15 protein-coding genes are annotated in these 18,204 nt (G+C 54.1%); 10 read left to right on the top strand and 5 right to left on the bottom strand.

Annotated features, from left to right (window positions below; genetic code table 11):
- Nucleotides 1-73: 73 nt before the first annotated feature.
- Together BN3772_RS26445 and BN3772_RS26440 are read right to left on the bottom strand one after the other, a co-directional pair.
- Nucleotides 74-1,744, bottom strand: coding sequence for a helix-turn-helix domain-containing protein (locus tag BN3772_RS26445; RefSeq protein ID WP_042203336.1), 1,671 nt, complete (start codon nucleotides 1,742-1,744; stop codon nucleotides 74-76).
- A 139-nt stretch (nucleotides 1,745-1,883) separates the two neighbouring features.
- On the bottom strand, nucleotides 1,884-2,915 hold the full coding sequence (locus tag BN3772_RS26440; protein ID WP_042203335.1) for an ABC transporter substrate-binding protein: 1,032 nt from the start codon (nucleotides 2,913-2,915) through the stop codon (nucleotides 1,884-1,886).
- Nucleotides 2,916-3,207: 292 nt separating this feature from the next.
- On the opposite strand from BN3772_RS26440, the gene BN3772_RS26435 reads away from it, so the two are divergent.
- The 3 genes from BN3772_RS26435 to BN3772_RS26425 all read left to right on the top strand — a co-directional run bounded on the left by BN3772_RS26435 (nucleotide 3,208) and on the right by BN3772_RS26425 (nucleotide 8,985).
- On the top strand, nucleotides 3,208-6,567 hold the full coding sequence (locus BN3772_RS26435) for an Ig-like domain-containing protein (RefSeq protein ID WP_052380710.1): 3,360 nt from the start codon (nucleotides 3,208-3,210) through the stop codon (nucleotides 6,565-6,567).
- 201 nt (nucleotides 6,568-6,768) lie between these two features.
- Nucleotides 6,769-7,821: an SPFH domain-containing protein gene (locus BN3772_RS26430; protein WP_042203334.1), complete on the top strand. Its 1,053-nt coding sequence runs from the start codon at nucleotides 6,769-6,771 to the stop codon at nucleotides 7,819-7,821.
- 165 nt (nucleotides 7,822-7,986) lie between these two features.
- Complete coding sequence (locus BN3772_RS26425; protein ID WP_042203333.1) at nucleotides 7,987-8,985, top strand: diacylglycerol kinase catalytic domain-containing protein; 999 nt, start codon at nucleotides 7,987-7,989, stop codon at nucleotides 8,983-8,985.
- 205 nt (nucleotides 8,986-9,190) lie between these two features.
- Here BN3772_RS26425 and BN3772_RS31660 read toward each other — a convergent pair whose 3' ends face one another.
- Nucleotides 9,191-9,823 (bottom strand): hypothetical protein, encoded by a 633-nt coding sequence (locus BN3772_RS31660; RefSeq protein WP_341872596.1) that lies wholly within the window; start codon nucleotides 9,821-9,823, stop codon nucleotides 9,191-9,193.
- Between the two features lie 199 nt (nucleotides 9,824-10,022).
- Between BN3772_RS31660 and BN3772_RS26415 the strand changes: the two genes are divergently transcribed.
- Complete coding sequence (locus tag BN3772_RS26415; RefSeq protein ID WP_244444846.1) at nucleotides 10,023-10,937, top strand: L,D-transpeptidase family protein; 915 nt, start codon at nucleotides 10,023-10,025, stop codon at nucleotides 10,935-10,937.
- Here BN3772_RS26415 and BN3772_RS26410 read toward each other — a convergent pair.
- Nucleotides 10,912-11,937 carry an N-acetylglucosamine kinase gene (locus tag BN3772_RS26410; RefSeq protein WP_052380709.1) on the bottom strand — a complete coding sequence of 342 codons (1,026 nt, stop codon included), beginning with the start codon at nucleotides 11,935-11,937 and terminating at the stop codon, nucleotides 10,912-10,914. The two genes, BN3772_RS26415 and BN3772_RS26410, sit on opposite strands and share 26 nt — an antisense overlap.
- Before the next feature lie 161 nt (nucleotides 11,938-12,098).
- On the opposite strand from BN3772_RS26410, the gene BN3772_RS26405 reads away from it, so the two are divergent.
- Nucleotides 12,099-13,028, top strand: a complete 930-nt coding sequence (locus tag BN3772_RS26405) for an SMI1/KNR4 family protein (protein ID WP_042203332.1) — start codon at nucleotides 12,099-12,101, stop codon at nucleotides 13,026-13,028.
- A gap of 92 nt (nucleotides 13,029-13,120) precedes the next feature.
- Here the strand turns inward: BN3772_RS26405 and BN3772_RS26400 are convergent, their stop codons facing one another.
- The gene (locus BN3772_RS26400; RefSeq protein ID WP_042203331.1) at nucleotides 13,121-13,585 is read right to left on the bottom strand and encodes a VOC family protein; all 465 of its coding nucleotides are present in this window, start codon (nucleotides 13,583-13,585) and stop codon (nucleotides 13,121-13,123) included.
- 97 nt (nucleotides 13,586-13,682) lie between these two features.
- Between BN3772_RS26400 and BN3772_RS26395 the strand changes: the two genes are divergently transcribed.
- The 5 genes from BN3772_RS26395 to BN3772_RS26380 all read left to right on the top strand — a co-directional run bounded on the left by BN3772_RS26395 (nucleotide 13,683) and on the right by BN3772_RS26380 (nucleotide 18,100).
- Nucleotides 13,683-14,594, top strand: coding sequence for a helix-turn-helix transcriptional regulator (locus BN3772_RS26395; protein WP_042203330.1), 912 nt, complete (start codon nucleotides 13,683-13,685; stop codon nucleotides 14,592-14,594).
- Nucleotides 14,595-15,039: 445 nt separating this feature from the next.
- Complete coding sequence (gene abc-f / locus BN3772_RS26390) at nucleotides 15,040-16,884, top strand: ribosomal protection-like ABC-F family protein (RefSeq protein WP_280114400.1); 1,845 nt, start codon at nucleotides 15,040-15,042, stop codon at nucleotides 16,882-16,884.
- Nucleotides 16,885-16,944: 60 nt separating this feature from the next.
- Nucleotides 16,945-17,373, top strand: a complete 429-nt coding sequence (locus BN3772_RS26385) for a hypothetical protein (protein WP_042203329.1) — start codon at nucleotides 16,945-16,947, stop codon at nucleotides 17,371-17,373.
- 68 nt (nucleotides 17,374-17,441) lie between these two features.
- Complete coding sequence (locus BN3772_RS30795) at nucleotides 17,442-17,597, top strand: hypothetical protein (RefSeq protein ID WP_157643656.1); 156 nt, start codon at nucleotides 17,442-17,444, stop codon at nucleotides 17,595-17,597.
- A gap of 59 nt (nucleotides 17,598-17,656) precedes the next feature.
- On the top strand, nucleotides 17,657-18,100 hold the full coding sequence (locus tag BN3772_RS26380) for an RDD family protein (protein ID WP_042203328.1): 444 nt from the start codon (nucleotides 17,657-17,659) through the stop codon (nucleotides 18,098-18,100).
- Nucleotides 18,101-18,204 lie beyond the last annotated feature (104 nt).

The raw sequence follows: 18,204 nt of genomic DNA, 5'->3' as shown, positions 1-18,204 counted from the left end.
GGCACCCGCGCCATCCCGGCGCGCAGCCCCAAACCAAGCAAGGCCCCGCCATCAAGTGGCGGGGCTTTGCTTGTTACTGGGCGGTGCCGGGCCCGCTCAGCACTCTCGGCAGCAGCGTCAGCAGCCGCTCGCGTGTCAGCGCGTCGCTGAAGTTCCATTTGCTGTTGTCCAGCAAATAGGCATGGCCCTGCTGCACGGCCGGCAGGCTGAGCCAGGCCGGGCTCAGCAGCAGCGCATCCATCGCTGCGCGGGAATCTTCACGCTCTGGAATGAGCATGAAGATCCGGTCCCCCGCGTAAGCAGGCAGCCGCTGCGGATCGACCTCAGCGAAGCCGAGCTCAGCGTCCAGCGCCGCCTGGATCTCCGCAGTCGGCATCAGGCCGCCCGGAGCATACAGCGCGCTGGACAGGCCGCTCAGCCCCATGGCAAACAGGTGATTGCCATGGTCGAAGAACAGCGCGGAGGCGGTTTCCCCGGGGGTGAGCACGCCGCTGCCGTACAGCCGCTGCCACATGGCGGCGTTCCTGGCCGCGAAGCCGGCCAGCCAGGCTTCGGCTTCGCGCTGCTTGCCCAGCCAGCTGCCGAGCGTCCGCATGCGGTGCTCCAGCGGAGCGAAGGAATCGAAGGTGAGGGCGGGGGCGATGCCCGCGACCCGCTTGTACACCTTCTCATCGGAATTGGCGATGATAATCAGGTCCGGGTCCAGCGAGGCCGTCAGCTGCGGATTCAGCGGGAATCCGACATTGGCCAGCCTTTTCAGCCGGTGCTTATAGACGCTGTTCCGGGCGAATTCCTCGTCGCCGCCGACCGGCTTCACGCCGAGGGCAAGCAGATCGCCGATCGTCTCACCGTGGTAGACGATCCGCCTTGGCCGCTCCGGGATGGACACAGTATGGCCGGTCCAGTCGCGGACGGTAACCTTCCCGCGCTGCAGCTGGGCGTAATGCCCAGGGGTAACGCCGGTCTTCTGGCGGAACCGGCGGCTGAAATAATACTCGTCGGAGAAGCCGGACAGCCGGGCGATTTCCCGCAGCGGCTCAGCCGATTCCAGCAGCAGCTGTTTGGAGCGGCTGATGCGCAGCTCGGTCAGATAGTCGAGCGGCTTCCTGCCGGTCAGCTTTTGGAATAACGGAGTGAACTGCCACAGCGAAACCCCGGCCTGTTCAGCCAGATGCTTGACCGTGATACTCTCCATATAATGCTCCTGCATATAAGTAAGGGTGCCTTCCACAGACTCAGCCGGGCTTGGCGCCTCCTCCGACGGATAATTATGCTCCAGCAGGAGGAGCAGCAGCTCCTGGAATTTCAGCTGCTGCTTATACAGCCGGACTTCACTGCGCTCAGCCGGGCTTGCCGTTAATTCTTCGGCAAGCCGGATGATCCGGGTAAACGGATGGACAAGCAGCTCCTGCCTGCCCGGAAGCAGCTCCTCTAGATAAGGCTCCGGTCCCCGGGCGGTCTGGTAGACATTGAACGAGATCTGATAATAATACAGTGTCGTTTCCGGATTATCTGCAGTAAATGCTGTTCCGGGGGACAGGAGGAAGCATCTGTCAGCACTGAGCGCAACGGTCTCGTTATGTATGATAAGCTGTCCGGTACCGCCGGTGCAGATCAGCAGGAGATGGGACTGCGCTGTCCGCGGCTCGGTGCAGGACATAGCGGGCTGAACGCTCAGGCCGGCGCCTGTCAGCTGAAACAGCAGCGTGTGCAGCGGGACTGTCGGCGTAGATGATGGCAGCATGCGCAGGCCTCCTCTTATAAGTGAGAATGATTATCAAGTAAACCCATTGTATCCAAAACAAAGAAGCTTATCAACGGATGTTGACAAGCTTCTTCACATTTATGAGGCCGGGAATGAGCCGGGCCTGACTGATCTATGCTTATTTGCCGCCCAGCAGGCGCGGTAATTCGGTAAGCAGCCATTCTCTGGTCGAGGCATCGGCAGAGGTTTTCATGATGTCCTGTGTGTAGACATTACCGTTTTTGACGGCAGGCAGGCTCTTCCAGATCTCGCTCTGAATCAGAGCATCGGTGGATTGCTTGGCCTCATCAGCTACTGGGGTCAGAATGAAGATCCGGTCGCCTGCATACTGGCTGATAACCTCCATAGAGATTTCCAGGAAGCCGGTGCCTTCATCCAGCAGAGTCTGAATAGGAGCCGGTGCCTTGAAGCCGCCTTCGCCGTAGAGCACCTGCGACAGCCCGGTTGCAGCCATTACGAACAGTCTGTCGCCGGGATAATAGGTGAAGACCGAGGCAGTTTCGCCTTCCTTCATGCCCGCAGCCTTCAGCTGCTCCCACATGGCAGTTTCACTGGTTTTGTACTGCGCCAGCCAGTTTTCCGCTTCCTGCTTTTTACCCAGCAGCAGGCCAAGCTCGGTCATCCGTTTCTCCAGCGGGCCAAAGGTGTTGAAAATAACCGTCGGCGCGATTTTGGACAACGCTTCAAAGTCTGCTTCGTCTGTTCCGGCATAGATAATCAGGTCAGGCTGCAGCTCAAGTGTCTTCTCCAGATTAATCGGGAATCCGACATCCTCCACTCCCGCAAGCTTGTCCTCAAAAATCTGCCCTTCCCCCATCGACAGCGGATATCCAACAGCCTGAACGCCCAGTGCGACGAGATCGCCGTAGGTTTCTCCCGAATAGATGATGCGCTCCGGCGATACCGGAATCTCTACCGTATGGCCTTTGTAATCGGTATAGGACTGTGTCCCGGCTGCAGCTGAGGTATCAGCGTCTGCAGAAGCCTCCGGAGAGGGTGCTGTGCTGGCAGCGGCATTGCTTGTAGTATCTGCGGCTGTGTTACCGCCGGCTTCGGTCTGTCCGGTGTTGCTTCCGCAGGCAAGCAGAAGTGCGCTCATCAGGAAGATGACGCAGAGAACAGCCAGGGGTTGTCTCGCTTTTTTTAACATAATAGTGCCTCCCTAATGAATTACGGTCTTGTGTACTGAGAATCATTCTCGCTTGCACCATCATAAAGTAAAGTGTTCTGCGGCTCAATGGACAAACTCCGGAAGCGGACTTGAATTTGTACAAAATGCACCTGAACCGAATGTAAAAGTGTGCTGCGTTACTTTCAGATTAAATTCAGACAAGGCTGTTATGATGCAGGCAGTGTGCCGGCTGGGGTACACTCAGAAGTGTGCTGAATTGTAATGTATACGTTGTTACATGAAGAAAATTAGCTTTCGGGAGGGTATTAGATTGAGAGGAAATAGCTATAACCGGTTTTTGCTGATAGCCATGTCGTTCATCCTGGTGTTTGGGAACGGGGGGCTGGCACTTGCTGCCACAGCGGTCACTGTCTCCAAAATTGTGCTGAACACAAGTGAGCTGTCCCTGTCCATTGAAGATACATATGTGCTCACAGCTACGGCGGTATACTCCGACAGCACATCAGGCGATGTTACAGTCAATGCCGACTGGTCGAGCGATAAGCCCGCTGTTGCCTCGGTCTATAACGGAATCGTAACCGCGAAGGCAGAGGGCACAGCGACAATTGTTGCGGTCTATACATACTCTGACGGAACGAAGCACTCCCAGGCGGCTACCGTTACCGTGACCAAAAAAGTTAAAGCGCTGACCCAGAATGTACAATCGCTTGATCTGCGCAAAGGGGAAGCGGGCAGCATCATTTTGACGGCAACCTATTCGGATAATACGACGGATGCTACGGCAGCTGATCATGCAGTCTGGACGACCAGCGATGCAGCAATTGCTACAGTAGTGAACGGCAAAGTGAAGGGAATTGCCTCCGGTACAGCCACAATCACAGGAGTATACGGCAAAAAAACAATCACCGTCTCCGTAAATGTTGAGGTGGCGAAGCGGGTAACGGTGGATCAGCCGGAGCTGGCGTTACTTTTGAATGACAGCGCTGCGGTGGTGCTGACGGCTACTTTTGCGGACGGGACCACTGAGAATGTAAGTACGCTCGCCGCCTGGTCGACCAGTGATGAATCCGTCGCTGATGTGCTGAAGGGTGTTATTACCGGCTACAAGCAGGGCTCGGCAGTGATTACGGCCAAATACGGCACCAAAACCGCCACAGTCCAGGTAACGGTTGATCAGACCAGCAAGCTTACAGTGGATTATCAGAGCCTGTTTCTTAAACCGGATGAAGCCCGCCAGCTTAAGCTGACAGCCGTATATCCCGATGGCTCGGCCAAAGATGTGACAAGCACGGCAGTCTGGAGCTCCAGTGACTCCGGGGTGGCTTATGTCTATAAAGGCAAGGTATACGGCTACACAGCCGGAACAGCAGCCATCACAGGCACATACGGCGATAAAACGGTGCAGGTGGATGTGGATGTTGCGGTAGCGCGATATCTGGATCTGAGCGAGGAGCAGCTTAGCCTGAAGAACAGTTCCAGCCACAAGCTGACGCTCACTGCTACGTATGCAGACGGCAGTACAGAGGATGTAACCGGTGCGGCGGTCTGGAGCTCAAGCAATGAACTGGTAGCTTATGTAAATAAAGGAGCTATTACCACTTATAAATTAGCGGGAACCGCTACAATTGGCGCCACTTACGGTACTCTGGAAGCTACGCTTGAGGCGGAGGTCGGCTCTGTAAGCAGGCTGATTGCAAGCAGTGAAAATGTATTTCTGCAGACCAGCGGAACGAAGCAGCTCAGCCTGACGGCTGTTGCCCCGGACGGCTCCTCGTCTGATGTAACCCCGAACGCCGCCTGGACCTCCGGCGATAAAAATGTTGCCGCTATCAGCAAAGGGCTGATTACCGGATATTCAGTAGGCACGGCTACAATTACGGGCACGTACAATGGCACAACAGCTACGGTTACAGTGGATGTAGGGACAGCCAGACATCTGGCGCTCAGTGAGACAGCCGTGAATCTGGCGGTGAAGGCGACCAGGCAGATCGTGCTTACAGCGACTTTTGCCGATGGGACAACTGCTGATGTGACGGGTCAGGCGGCCTGGAGCTCCAGTGATGAAGCCGTTGCTTATGCGGATAAAGGGATCATTACGGCTTACGCTGAAGGGAATGCGGCGGTCACTGCAAGCTATGGCTCCAAAACAGTGACACTAACCGCTGCTGTAGGCAAAAGTAATAAACTTAGTGTGGACGATGACAGTGTATTTTTACGGCTCAATAAGACGCAGCAGCTGGTGCTGACCGCGATTGATGCAAACGGCGTCTCCAGTGTGGTAACGGACAGCGCAGTCTGGACAACGGCTGATGATAATACTGCAACTGTGACCAAGGGTCTAATCACCGGCTACAAATCAGGTATGACAACAGTAACTGCAGTATACGGCGGCAAAACCGTCACGGTCACAGTGAACGTGGAGACCGCCTCCCGGCTGAATCTGACCCTCAGCAAGCTGAATCTTGGCCTTGACCAGAGTAAAGAGGTGACGGTGATGGCCAGCTATGAGGACGGCACCACACAGGATGTAACGGAGGATGCGGTGTGGAGCTCGGATCATGAGGACATTGCTGATGCAGCTAGCGGCACCATTACTGCTTATTCCACAGGAAGTGCTGTTATTACGGCGTCCTACGGAGGCAAGAAGGCTACAATTAAGGTAACGGCAGGAACCCCGGGCAAGCTGACCCTGCAGGCCAAAGCAGTAAAGCTTGAAGCAGATGAAACCTATCAGCTGATTGCTACAGGGAAGTACAGCGACGGCAGTGATCTGGTTGTGACGGACGAGGCGGAATGGAGCACCAGTGACGGGCAGGTGGCTGAGGTTGAGGACGGGCTGATCACCGCTGTTGATACCGGAACTGCGGTCATTACTGCCAAGATCGGCGAAGTATCTGCAGCAGTTACTGTAAATGTAGGCCTGGTGGATGAGCTGGCGGCAAGTGTGACGCTGATTACGCTGTCGCCTGCCGATAAGGAGCAGATTACACTGACGGCGACCGGTTCGGATGGTGTAGAGGCGGATGTTACAGCGGCTGCTGACTGGACATCTGCCAAGCCGGCAACAGCTACGGTGAAAAAAGGGCTGGTTACCGCCGTAGCCAAAGGCAAAACAACGCTCACCGCTTCCTACGGCGGACAAAAGGTGACGATTAATATCGAGGTCGATCAGATCTCCACTATTGAAGCATCGGCCAGCAATCTGGCGCTGAAATCCGGGGAGTCAGCCAAAGTGAGCGTAAAGGTCACCTTCAGCGACGGCAAAACGAAGGATGTTACCGGTGCAGCTGAGTGGAAAAGCGGGAGCTACAAGGTGGCGACGGTTACCGGCGGAACTGTGAAGGCTGTAGCTTACGGAAAATCCTATGTCACTGCAAAATACGGCGGAAAGACGGTCAAGGTACCGGTGACGGTTGATGTGCTCAAATATCTGGAGATCAGCCAGATGAATCTGAGCCTGAGTGCCGGGCAGTCAGTGCAGCTGATTGCTACGGCCACCTTTGAAGACGGCAGCGAAGCGGATGTATCGAAGACTGCGGTCTGGACCTCAACCAAGGAGCTGGTAGCCACAGGCAAGAACGGGCTTGTAAAGGCCAACAGTAAAGGCACTGCGTACCTTTCAGTGAAATACGGAGGCAAAACGGTCAAGGTTAAGGTTGTTGTAAAATAACGGAGCTCCTTCTCATTACGTTTTCGTGCATTACAAAAGCAGCCTGCGCAATATCTTTTTGGACAGCCGCATTCTCCGCATTGGAGGGTGCGGTATTTTTTTGAAGAAAAATGATATTAACATATTGATAATATCATAAGATCATGCTAATATGATGTTAATAACAAATTGTTAATAACAACTAAGCGGGAGGTAATGACCATGTTCGGATTCAGATTCGTGAAATTCCAGCCCAGCGAGTACGTGCTTAAAGTGAAGAACGGCAAGGTGGTGCGTGAGGGAGTAGGGCTGTCCTTTTACTATTATGTGCCTACAACCTCTGTGATTGTAGTTCCTGTCTCATCGATTGATGTCCCGTTCATGTTCGAAGAGATTACAGCGGATTACCAGACGGTAACGGTGCAGGGCCAGCTGACCTACAGAATTGTCGATTACAGCAAAACGACGCAAATCCTCAACTATACCTACAATTTGAAAAAGAACACCTACCTGTCTGACGATCCGGGCAAGCTGGCCCAGCGGGTCATTAACGTGGCTAAGGTGCTGACCAAAAAGCAGCTGGAGCAGCTGCCGCTGCGCCAGGCCATCCAGTCGAGTGAACGGCTGGCCAAGACAATTACCCAGGAGATTGAGCGGAATGCGGAAATTGAAAAGCTGGGTATTGAGCTGATGGGGCTCTCGATTCTGGCGATTGTACCGAATAAGGAAACGCTCCGTGCATTGGAGGCGCAGGCCCGGGAGGAGATTCTCCGCAGTGCCGATAATGCGCTCTATGAGCGCCGGAATGCGTCGATTGAGCAGGAACGCCGGGTGAAGGAGAATGAGCTGAATACGGAAATCGCGGTAGAGACCAAGAAGAAGCAGATCCGCCAGACTCAGCTGGATTCCGAGCGGTTCGTGAAGCAGAAGCAGAACGAGATGAAGGAAGAGCAGCTTAGCTTCGACACGGCACTGGAGGAGAAGAAGCAGGAGCTGATCGGCCTGGCCGTTGCCAACCAGAAGGCTGAAGCAGATGCCAAAGCCTACGAGCTGTCGGCGGTGATGAACTCGTTGCAGGGCGTATCGCCGAATGTGCTTCAGGCCCTGACCAATGTCGGCATGAAGCCGGATAAGCTGATCGCCATCGCCTTCCAGGAGCTGGCCGAGAATGCCGGCAAGATCGGGCAGCTGAACATAACGCCGGATCTGCTTCAGGGCATTATGGCCGGATCGGCAGACGGTGCAGGTGCTGCCAGAGGAACGGAGAGACGATGAGCACACGACAGGTGGGTGTATTGGAGCGGCGGCCTGTGAGTAGAGCATCAGGAATATGGAGTCAGGATTGAGAGGGGAAGAGGGTACGAAGCGCGGCGGAGCAGGTGCGGCGGATGAGGTGGCGGAGGATGGGCAACGCGATAGTAACAGAGAGGGGAGCTGGAGATGAGCAGCGGGGGACGGGTGTCGGAGAATAAAATTGTGCTGGTCAAACGCAAGACACGGCTTGAGGAACTGGTTGTCCGCTATAACACAGTGCAGCAGGCCCAGTTCTATATTGAGCGGCTGGGCGCAGATTTCAGCGATTATATCAGCGAGGACCTCACCTACCGCCAGGCGGTGGAGACGACGGTTATCGAGCTGAGCGCCCTGGGCCGGGTACAGGTGCTGGAGCGGCAGCATGTGCCGAATTTTATTTTTGGCGCTGAGGATACAGTAGTCGTCCTGGGGCAGGACGGCCTTGTAGCCAATACGCTGAAGTATCTGCAGGAGCAGCCGCTGATCGGCGTGAATCCCGATCCGCAGCGCTGGGACGGCGTGCTGCTGCCGTTCACCGTCAAGGATCTGCGCCTGCTGCTGCCGGAGGTCTTCCGCAGCCGCCGTCAGGTGCGTGAGGTGACGCTGGCTAAGGCCGAGCTGAACGACGGCCAGAGCCTGTACGGCGTCAACGATCTGTTCATCGGCCGCAGGACGCATGTGTCGGCGCGCTATCTGCTGCAGCATGGCGCCGCCGCCGAGCAGCAGTCCTCCAGCGGCATCATCGTCTCCACCGGCCTTGGCTCCACCGGCTGGCTGCGCAGCGTGCTGGCCGGAGCGGCAGGCGTGACCCGCAGCGCAGCCGGTCTGGGCCTGGCCGCGGCGGAGGGGATGTCTGGCGGCGCTGCCGGGCGGGAGCCTGCAGCAGGAGCCGGCATGGAGAGCAGGCTCGCCTGGGATGACCCTAATCTGTATTTTACGGTTAGGGAGCCTTTTCCGAGCCGAACGACTTCTGCCGGTGTAGTGTTTGGCCGGGTCAGCGGCAATGAGCCCCTGCGGATAACCTCACAGATGCCGGAGGATGGCGTAATCTTCAGCGACGGCGTGGAGAGTGACTTCCTGGCGTTCAACTCCGGCGTAGAAGCGGTAATCGGACTGGCTGAGAAGCGGGGCAGGCTGGTGGTCTGACCGACATACTGTTAACGACAGAGCAATCCACATGACACAGGGAAACTGGCCGTAAAGCTAATTTAAAGGGAAAATTCCCACTAATGGCACCGGCAGCAGGCTGAAAGAACAAGCGAAAGACTGCTCCCGGACATTACGCCGGGAGCAGTCTTTTTTTAAAGCCGTCTTATTCCAATATAACCGCTCCCTATTCAGGGCGTCTTACTTACTGGAAGCTGCGGCCCTGGTTCATGGACGAGCCGTAGCCCTGGTTCTGGCTGCCCATGGAGCCGATGGCGCCCAGGGTTCCGATCCGGCTGATAGAGCCGGACGGGCTCATCGTGCTGCCTGAATCAGCCGGTGTATGCATGGTATGCATAGGCTGCTGATTATAAGAAGCATACCCCTGAGTACCGGTATTGTAGCCGGATGATCCGGCATTATAGCTGTCCGCTCCGGTACTGTGGCTCATTGGACTGGAATTGTAGCTGGCAGCCCCGGTATTAAAATGCGGGATGCCGGTATTATAGCCTGAATTTGTATTATAGCTTGGGCTTATGTGTGTATTGTAGCTTGGATTTGTATTGTAGCTAACCGCTTGTGAGCTCTGCTCCAGCTGTCTCAGGGTTTGAGTCACCTGCTGCAGCTGCTGGACAGCAGTGTTGTGACCCTGCAGCGCCTGCTGGATAACCTGGCTGGCCTTATGCTCACGCTGTGCCAATTCCTCCAGCTTTGCCGCGTTTTGCTGCTCCTGCTGGAGAAGCTGCTGGTAGTTCTGGCTGGCCTGCTGAGTCTGGGCGACAAGCTGCTGGATAATGGTCTCACACTGGCTGATTTGGCTGGAAAGATTTGAATTCAAAGTCATTGCCTCCTTGGCATGTTTGGTTTGGTCATGCGGGTTTATTATCTCTGGAGGCTGAGTCGAATATGCATGAGCAATCGCTGAGGGGACAGGCCGGAGCAAATAGGTACAAGCCATGCTGCAACTTCCGCGTTCCAATGCCGTCTATGTATAAAAGAGTTTTCCAGATTAACCCATAAGGTGGAGGTGGGGCAACATGAAAGAGCAAGGAACCGCCGGATTTAACAGAACCGGCAAGCTGCTGGGTATCAAGCTGCCGCTGGTATTTTTACTGTTGTTTACGGCCTGTTTTCCCGGGATGGCATCAGCTGCAGCAGGGGCTGCAACGTCCTCGGACCTGATTGTAGTCAACAAAAAAACGAACACACTGGGCTTTTTTAGCGGCGGCAGGCTCGAAAAGGTATTCCCGGTTGCTACAGGCAAAACCAAGAATCTGACGCCGGAAGGGACGTTCCGGATGGTGCTTAAAGCCAAAAACAGGCCTTATTACAAAGATAATATCCCCGGCGGCGATCCGGCTAATCCGCTTGGTGACCGCTGGCTGGGGCTGGAGGTGAATGGCACTTACGGAACCACCTATGCCATTCACGGCAATAATAATGAGGCTTCAATCGGCAAATATGTCAGCGCAGGCTGCATCCGGATGCATAATGACGACATCCACTGGCTCTATCCCAAGGTGGCTAAGAACACTCCGGTAATCATTACAACGTCCAGCCTCGATCTGAAAAGTATCGCGGCGAAGCACGGCTATTCTGCCGGGCCGACAATGCTGGCAGGCGCTTTTATCGTGGATGGCGAGACCGTTAAGGCGAAGGATGCTTTTGTGCTGGACAATTCCCGGGTATATGTCCCCTTGAGGGAGACGGTTGCGCTGCTTGGTGGGAGCCTGACGAAGGAGCCGGGTACCGGTTCGCTCGTCATCCGGATAGGCGATTATACAGCAGTCCATAAACCGCTAAGCGGAACAGCGAAGGTCAACGGCAAAGAGGTAACGATCCTCACTTCGCAAAATATTAACGGCCGTCTGTACATTCCGCTCAGCAGCCTGACCCCGCTGTTTGGTATAACCTTTACTTGGAACCCTAAGGACGGAACCGTGAAGCTGTAAAAGAGCTTGGCTCAAGCGCCTGCCGGAGCAGCAAGCCGCTAGGCTGCAGGCGGTGTATGATCCCGTCCGTAACCGGCAGGCCGGCTTGCTCCAGCGCATACAGTATGGCTCCTGCTGCAGGGGGGAGCTGGGGTTGTACCACTGTATATTGCTTGTTAGTGGCAATCTGCAGCTCCTCCTGCAGTCTGGCCTGAAAATAGCTGCTGCACGCTACACTTCCAATAAAAGCGACCGGTACATGGTTCTGCTTAAAGGCAGCGCCAAGCAGCTCAATGCCGGTCTTCATCTGACCAATAGCCCGGTCGCATACCCGGATCGAGGCAGCGCTTCCGAGCGCTGCCTCTTCGGTGACTGCCGGTGCAAACCGGCCGAAGCGCCGGTCGCGTGCTTTGCGGTCAGCGTCGAAGCCGCCGGAGGCTTGGCTGTACAGCTCGTTCAAAGATTGTACCTCCCAATGTGCCAGCATCCTGGCAACAAGCTTCTCATCGCTGGAATCCGTATGCCCGGCCAGCACCTCAAATACCGCCTCGTAGCCAAGCAGCCTGGCCGCACTGGCCGCATAATGATGAAAATCATAATTGCGCAAATACCGTCCTTCTTCATTTATCGCAATCAGAATAGAGCCGGTGCCCGCGATCGCAATAATGCCCGGCCGGGCTAGATGTGCGCCGTAATGGGCAATTAACGCATCGTTAACATGCCATCTGGGACAAGCCAGACCAGGAACCGCTGTGAGCGGGGCAACCCATTCCAGATCCTCGGGCGAATCAAAGCCTGCGATGCCTGCTGCGATACCTATAACACGGCTCTCTATAATACCACCCCGGCCTATAACCTCCGTTATAGCCGATTGCACATTAGCTTGAACCGAAGATTCCCGGTAGATGGAAGCGCTACCTTTAATGCTGTAGGCAAGTATATTGCCGTGAATATCAGCGGCGATGGCCCGGGTATTTGTTCCGCCGCCGTCTATTCCAATCACAACATCCTTTTGCTGCACTGGACATCTCTCCTCTTTTTTACAGCATACTATATTAGGCAATACTAATGAATAGGATACGGAAGGCATAACAGCTGTGATGCCACAGGTGGAGAAGCACCCGGCAGAAATGGTATAATTTTCACCAGTATGAACGTTATGAAACTGGGAGGCCTGAAACGATGAGCGAACAGCTTGTGGAACAACTGGAATTATGGCATGAAGAGGACGACTTCGAGGAAATTGTGGATGCTGTGATGGAGATTTCAGAGGAGGACCGGGATTATGTGCTGGTCAGCCATTTAGGAAGAGCACTGCTTAACCTTGAGCGTTACGAAGATGCGCTGGAGCAGCTTATGTCCGTTGAGGAGGAAGGCGGGGAAGATCCGCTCTGGCATTACCGCACCGGGTTTTCTTACTACTATCTGAAGCAGTATGACAAAGCTGTCGTTGCATTTGAAAACGCTGACCGGCTTGATCCTGAGGATGAGGATACGCTGGAGTTTCTGGCGCTGAGCCGGCGCAAGGCCGCCAAAAAAGCAGCCAGAGCGGCAGCAGCAGGAGCCTCCTCCAAAAAAACATCAGGAACACGGCCGCTGCCGAAGTTTGATGGCGCTAATTTCTGGGCAGACAGCACAGAGGAGCAAGAGGACTATGTGTCTGAGCCGCTTACGGACGAGCTGGTCGAATCCGTGCAGGAGCAGCTCGTGTTCAAGCTGCCGGACTTCTACATTGCCATGACGAAGCAGCAGAACGGCGGCGTTCCCCGCAACACCAAATATCCGCTGGGGAACCAGGCAGCCGAAGCCGGCAAGGATCACATTGTGATCTCGGGAATCCGCGGCATCGGCCGGGAGGCGAAATATTCACTTTGCGGTGAGCAGGGCAGCCTGGCAGTCATTGACGAATGGAATTATCCTGAATTTGGCGTGGTCATCTGCGATGCACCATCGGCGGATCAAGGGGTTGTAATGCTTGACTACCGGCCTGCCGGTAATGACGGGGAGCCGGAAGTCGTTTATGTTGATCTGGCGAATAGCCGTAAGGTTACATATTTGGCCAAGAATATGGAGAGCTTTATCCGCGGCCTGGTGAGTGCAGAGCTTGCTTAGATTGTAAATATAAGCACGGAGTACAATGTGCTGCCAAGCAATAAATAAAAGACGGTTCCCGTGATTCTTACGGGAAGCCGTCTTTTTTCCAGCTACTGTATACTGGCTGTTACGTTATCCAAAAACAGATCTGCATCGCTATTGAATTTCCAGCTCACCCCGAATTTATCGACCAGCATCCCAAAGCATGAAGACCAGGGAGTATCGGATAACGGCATAATGACCTTTCCGCCCTGAGATAAACCTTCAAAGTATTCCGCCAGCTTTTGCTTATCATCAATAACCAGGCTGATCAGTATATTATTCCCTGTCATTAGCTCGCCTGTTACCGCCTTCATTGAAGGCAGAATGTCCGACATCATGATCTTCCCGCCTGTGAATGTTATGGAAGATTCCATGATTAGATTCAGCTCGTTTTCCGGCATCGGGTAGCTCGGATTTTGAGGAATATCCCCAAATTTCGCTTTTTTTACTTCATTTGCGTTTAAAGCCGCCGAATAAAAATCGATCGCTTGTTCTGTAGTTCCATCAAAGTTCAGATATGCAATAGCTGCCATAAATACAACCTCCTTCTTGTTATAAAGGAAGTATAATGGATAATAGGTGACATCTTATTGTCACTGTTTGTTGGAGATGAGAAAAAGAGGTGAGCCGATGGAAAAGGTTGAGAGACTAATCTCTATTATTATGATTCTGCTGAGGAAGGAGGTTGTCTCCAGCACAGAGTTCGCACAGTTATTTAATGTTTCCAAAAGAACGATTCTTCGCGATATGGAAACCTTGAGTTTATCCGGCATCCCGGTCTATTCGGTCAATGGGGTTAACGGGGGCTACGGTATTTTGAATGAATACAAGGTTGATAAACGACTTTTAACCAGCTCGGACTTAGAGAATATCCTGACTGCACTGGGCGGCCTGGAACAAATTTTAATCAGCGGGGAAGTTGAAAAAACAATCAAAAAAATAGAAGGGATGGTAGGTCCGCTCACCCCGAAAAGCTCCATCCGGCTTTCTTTTTATAATTGGGAGGGCCGGTCTGAGCTCAGTCAAACCCTGGCGGTATTTCAAGAATCCATACTGAAGGGCAGACTCGTTTCCTTTGATTATACAGATAAAAATGGTATTGCGACGAAAAGGACTGCCGAGCCCTATCAGCTTCAGTTCAGCGAATCAAGCTGGTACCTCAAAGGCTTCTGCTTACAGCGTATGGGATACAGGACATTCAAATTATCCCGGACCAATAACCCTTGCATGCAGGGGCAATCATTTAACCCGAGAGATGATTTTGCGGAACAAGCGCAGGAAGCAGGCTATCAACCGGAACTGGTCACCGTTAAGGCGTTGATTTCGCCTGGTATAAAGGATCAGTTTATTGAAAGATACGGACAAAAGAGTGTCGAATACTACAGCCCTGAACGGTTCATGGCAACATTTCTTGTTCCTCATGCCAGTGCAGGGTTTGATTTTCTGGCAGGATTCGGTACAAGGCTGCAAATTGTTGAACCTGAATCATATGTCGAAGCATTCCGGAATTATGTACTTGAGATAGTTAAGAAATACCAATGATTTTATTGTACACCCGCCGGGCAAAAACAATTATAACCGTTCTGACCCTTATCATCGCCGTCCAGATTGTTTATATTATAAGTGTTACTGATTTCGGACAATACGGAGGACACCGGCTGATGAATAACTAACACGTTTCCTGAAAGATGACCAGATTACTTGTGATGTGCATAAGCACATGCCACGGGACACCTGCTTAGGGTGTACGGTCAGGGATACGTGTGTCTGCCGGGACTCATGCGATATGGAAATTTGGCTGGCAAAAGATTAACGATCCGCTTGGAGCTATTTTCAGGTGTACCGTTATTCTGCCGCTTATTTCCTGTACGCGGCTCCCATCATACGTTTCCTGTACCGCAGCCTGCTGGCTGCGGTTTTTTGCTGCTGTTTCTGTTACGGATGCAGCAGTCAGCCTTGGAGCTAATACGGAAGCGGAGGAATGTATATGACTGCAATGACTATATTGAAAGCGAAGAATTTAAAAAAAGAATGGGATGGCATCCCCTTGTTCGAAGGGGTATCCTTTGAAATCACAGAAGGCGAGCGTGTCCTGCTGTTCGGCCGGAACGGCACCGGCAAAACAACTCTGCTGCAGGGCCTGCTGGGCAGGCTTGCCTTTGAGGAAGGCACCGTCTATTGCGGCCTGGAGCGGGAGGAATGGGGCGTACTGGATCAGCAGCTGGAGACGGATTCCGGTGTCAGCGTCCTTGAATTTGTGTTGTCAGCATCAGAGCAGCTGGCCGCCCTTAAGCAACGGATGGAGCAGCTTGCCCGCAGGCTGGAAGAGACAGGCGGCACCGATGAGGCGGCAGTGGCAGAGTACGGAGAAGCCTGTGACAGCTACATGCTGCTGGACGGATACGGCTGGGAAGCTAAGGCGGAGAAATGTCTCCGGCAGCTGAAGCTGGACCCGTCCCTATGGAATCATTCTTACCGGCGGCTCAGCGGAGGCCAGAAGACGCGCGTACAGCTGGCTGCGCTGCTCGCCCGGCAGCCGAAGCTGCTGATACTGGATGAGCCGACCAATCATCTCGACGGGGAGACGATGGTATGGCTGGAGGAGTGGGTGCGGACCTATCCCGGCACGGTGCTGTATGTGTCGCATGACCGCACGTTTATCGACCGGACGGCGACGGGTGTCCTGGAGCTGAGCCCGGCAGGCTGCCGCCGCTATCCCGGCGCTTATACACAGTACAGGGAGCAGAAGGAGCTGGAGCTAAAGACGCTGGAAGGACGGCACAAAAAGCAGGAGCTGGAAAAGGAAAAGCTGCTGGAAAGCATCCGCCGCTATGCCCTGTGGTTCCAGCAGGCACACACTGCCGCCGGGCAGAATGATTTTCTGCGGTCCAAGTCGAAGAAGAACGTCTCACGCCTGCACGCGAAGGAAGCCAGCCTGGAACGGCTGGAGAAGAACCGGGTAGAGCTGCCGAAGGCAACGCCCCAGCTGAGCATGAAGCTGGAAGGTGAGGATTTTCAGGGAGATGCGCTGCTGGCGGTGGAGGACATTAGCCTGGGCTACCCGGGCGGGCCGCTGCTGCTGGAGCATTTCTCGCTTACTGTACGCCGGGGGGACCGGCTGTCCGTGCTCGGTCCGAACGGCGCCGGCAAATCGACGCTGCTGAAGCTGATTACAGGTGCTGTCAAGCCCGCCAGCGGCAGGCTGCGGCTGCATCCCCGCACGAGGATTGCCTATTTCGCCCAGGAGCTGGAGCATCTGAATCCGGAGCTGACCATCCTTGACAGCCTGCTGGAGCTGCCGGGCATGACGCAGACGGAGGCCCGGACCATTCTCGGCTGCTTCCTGTTCCCGCGCGAGGATGTGTTTAAACGCATCGGCGACCTTAGCCTCGGCGAGAAATGCCGGGTCGCTTTTCTCCGGCTGTATTTCGGCAAGGCCAATCTGCTGGTGCTCGACGAACCGACCAACTATCTGGATATCGACACCCGGGAGCGGGTGGAAGAAGCGCTTTCCGCCTATCCCGGCGGTCTGGTGATCGTCTCGCATGACCGTTATCTCCATTCGAGAGTCGCCAACCGCCTGCTGCTGCTGGGCCGGGGGCAGAGCCCGCAGTTCTTTTCCGGGACTTTTGAGGAGTATTATGCTAAGGAGCGCAGCCGGGTGCTGACTCCGGAGGAGCAGGCCCGTGAAGGTGAGCTGCAGCTGCTGGAGCTGCAGTTAGCAGGGCTGATGAGCAGAGAAGCGCTTGCTACAGAAAGCGGAAACCGGGAGCTGATGCAGGAGATTATGGCGGTACGCGGGGCAATCAGCACAAGGTTAAAGGAAATCTGACATCGGCAGAGAAGTAAATATAAGGTAAATACATGAAATGATTGGGGGAAGCACTCTCAAATGCGGAATAAAGGAATGAGGCTGGCGGCTGCACTGCTGCTTTTGACCAGTCTGGCGGTCCCGTCAGCGTACACCTCAGCGGCAGCAAAAAACGTAAAGGTAAAGGTAACACTGGTCAGTATGGAGCTCACTGAAAACAATCATGTCGGCAACGAATGGTACACAGCAGGTTACATCAACGACAAGGAAATAAAAGAAGGCTCTTCGGTCGTCCTGGATTTGAAGGCAACGGAAAGCATTAAGCTGAAGGGCTATGCGGAAGAGCAGGACAAAATCCCTGATAAAGGCGAGGCTACCAGCTCAATCAAAGTATCCGATGTAACTAAGCCAGTCACTAAAGCGGTAAAGGTTACGGTGACGGAAAACCGCGGGCGCTATTCGGGCAATACGGCGACCTGGAAGTTTACTTTTAAGGTGCAGAAGCAGTAAGGGCAGATGATGATCTGCCGGTCCTCAGGAGGGACGATGAATAAAAACGGCGTATAGCAGCAATTATCGTGATCCCGGCAGTTATTGCATTGATGTTTATGTGGCTTCGCCCGAAGCCTTTTGAAAGGGAATATAGCCGTGTGATTTATATGGATGAAGCAGGTCAGACGGGTACGCTGGAGGAGGCGCAGCAGGTGGCACGGGATATTATCAGCCTGGAGTAACGGAACAATGGGACCGGAAATAGCCTGTAGTGAGACACCACACAGCAAGGGGAATTATCATGGAGAACAGTCTTACGGATCGGCTGGCAGAGGATGACTTTGTAGGCTTTTGGAAAAGATTACTGATCAGCATCCTGGACACTCTGATTTTGGCACTCCCCATGTATTTCATTAACGGATGGGCCGTTTCGGCGGCTGAGCAGTACCAGTCGGGGATTCCGCTGTGGCTGCAGTGGATTCTGCTCTCGCTGTTCAACATCCTGATGGTTGTAAAATTCGGCGGAACCCCGGCCAGGCTGCTTCTGCGGACGCGGATTGTGAACGAGGAGGGCAAGTATCCCAGTCTGAAGCAGGCGGTTGTCCGGTATATTTTTCTTCTGGTAAACTCACTGCTGGCGGTTATTGTTACCGCCGGAAACGGTACTCTTTCCAAGCTGCCTGGTTTCTTGTATTTAGCATGCGTAACCGGGCACTTCATGATAGCATGGCCGGAACCTATGTAATCAATCGGAATGCTCTGCTCGATAATGATTACCTTGCAGGAAAAGATAACGTGTAAAGCCTGCATGTGTGTAAGAGTGAGAATGAAAGGCAAAAGTGCCTTTGA

The organism is Paenibacillus camerounensis (assembly GCF_000723885.1).
Lineage (GTDB): Bacteria > Bacillota > Bacilli > Paenibacillales > Paenibacillaceae > Paenibacillus_AQ > Paenibacillus_AQ camerounensis.
Note: the sequence above shows the minus strand (reverse complement) of the source record. Positions and strands in the feature narration are given on the sequence as shown.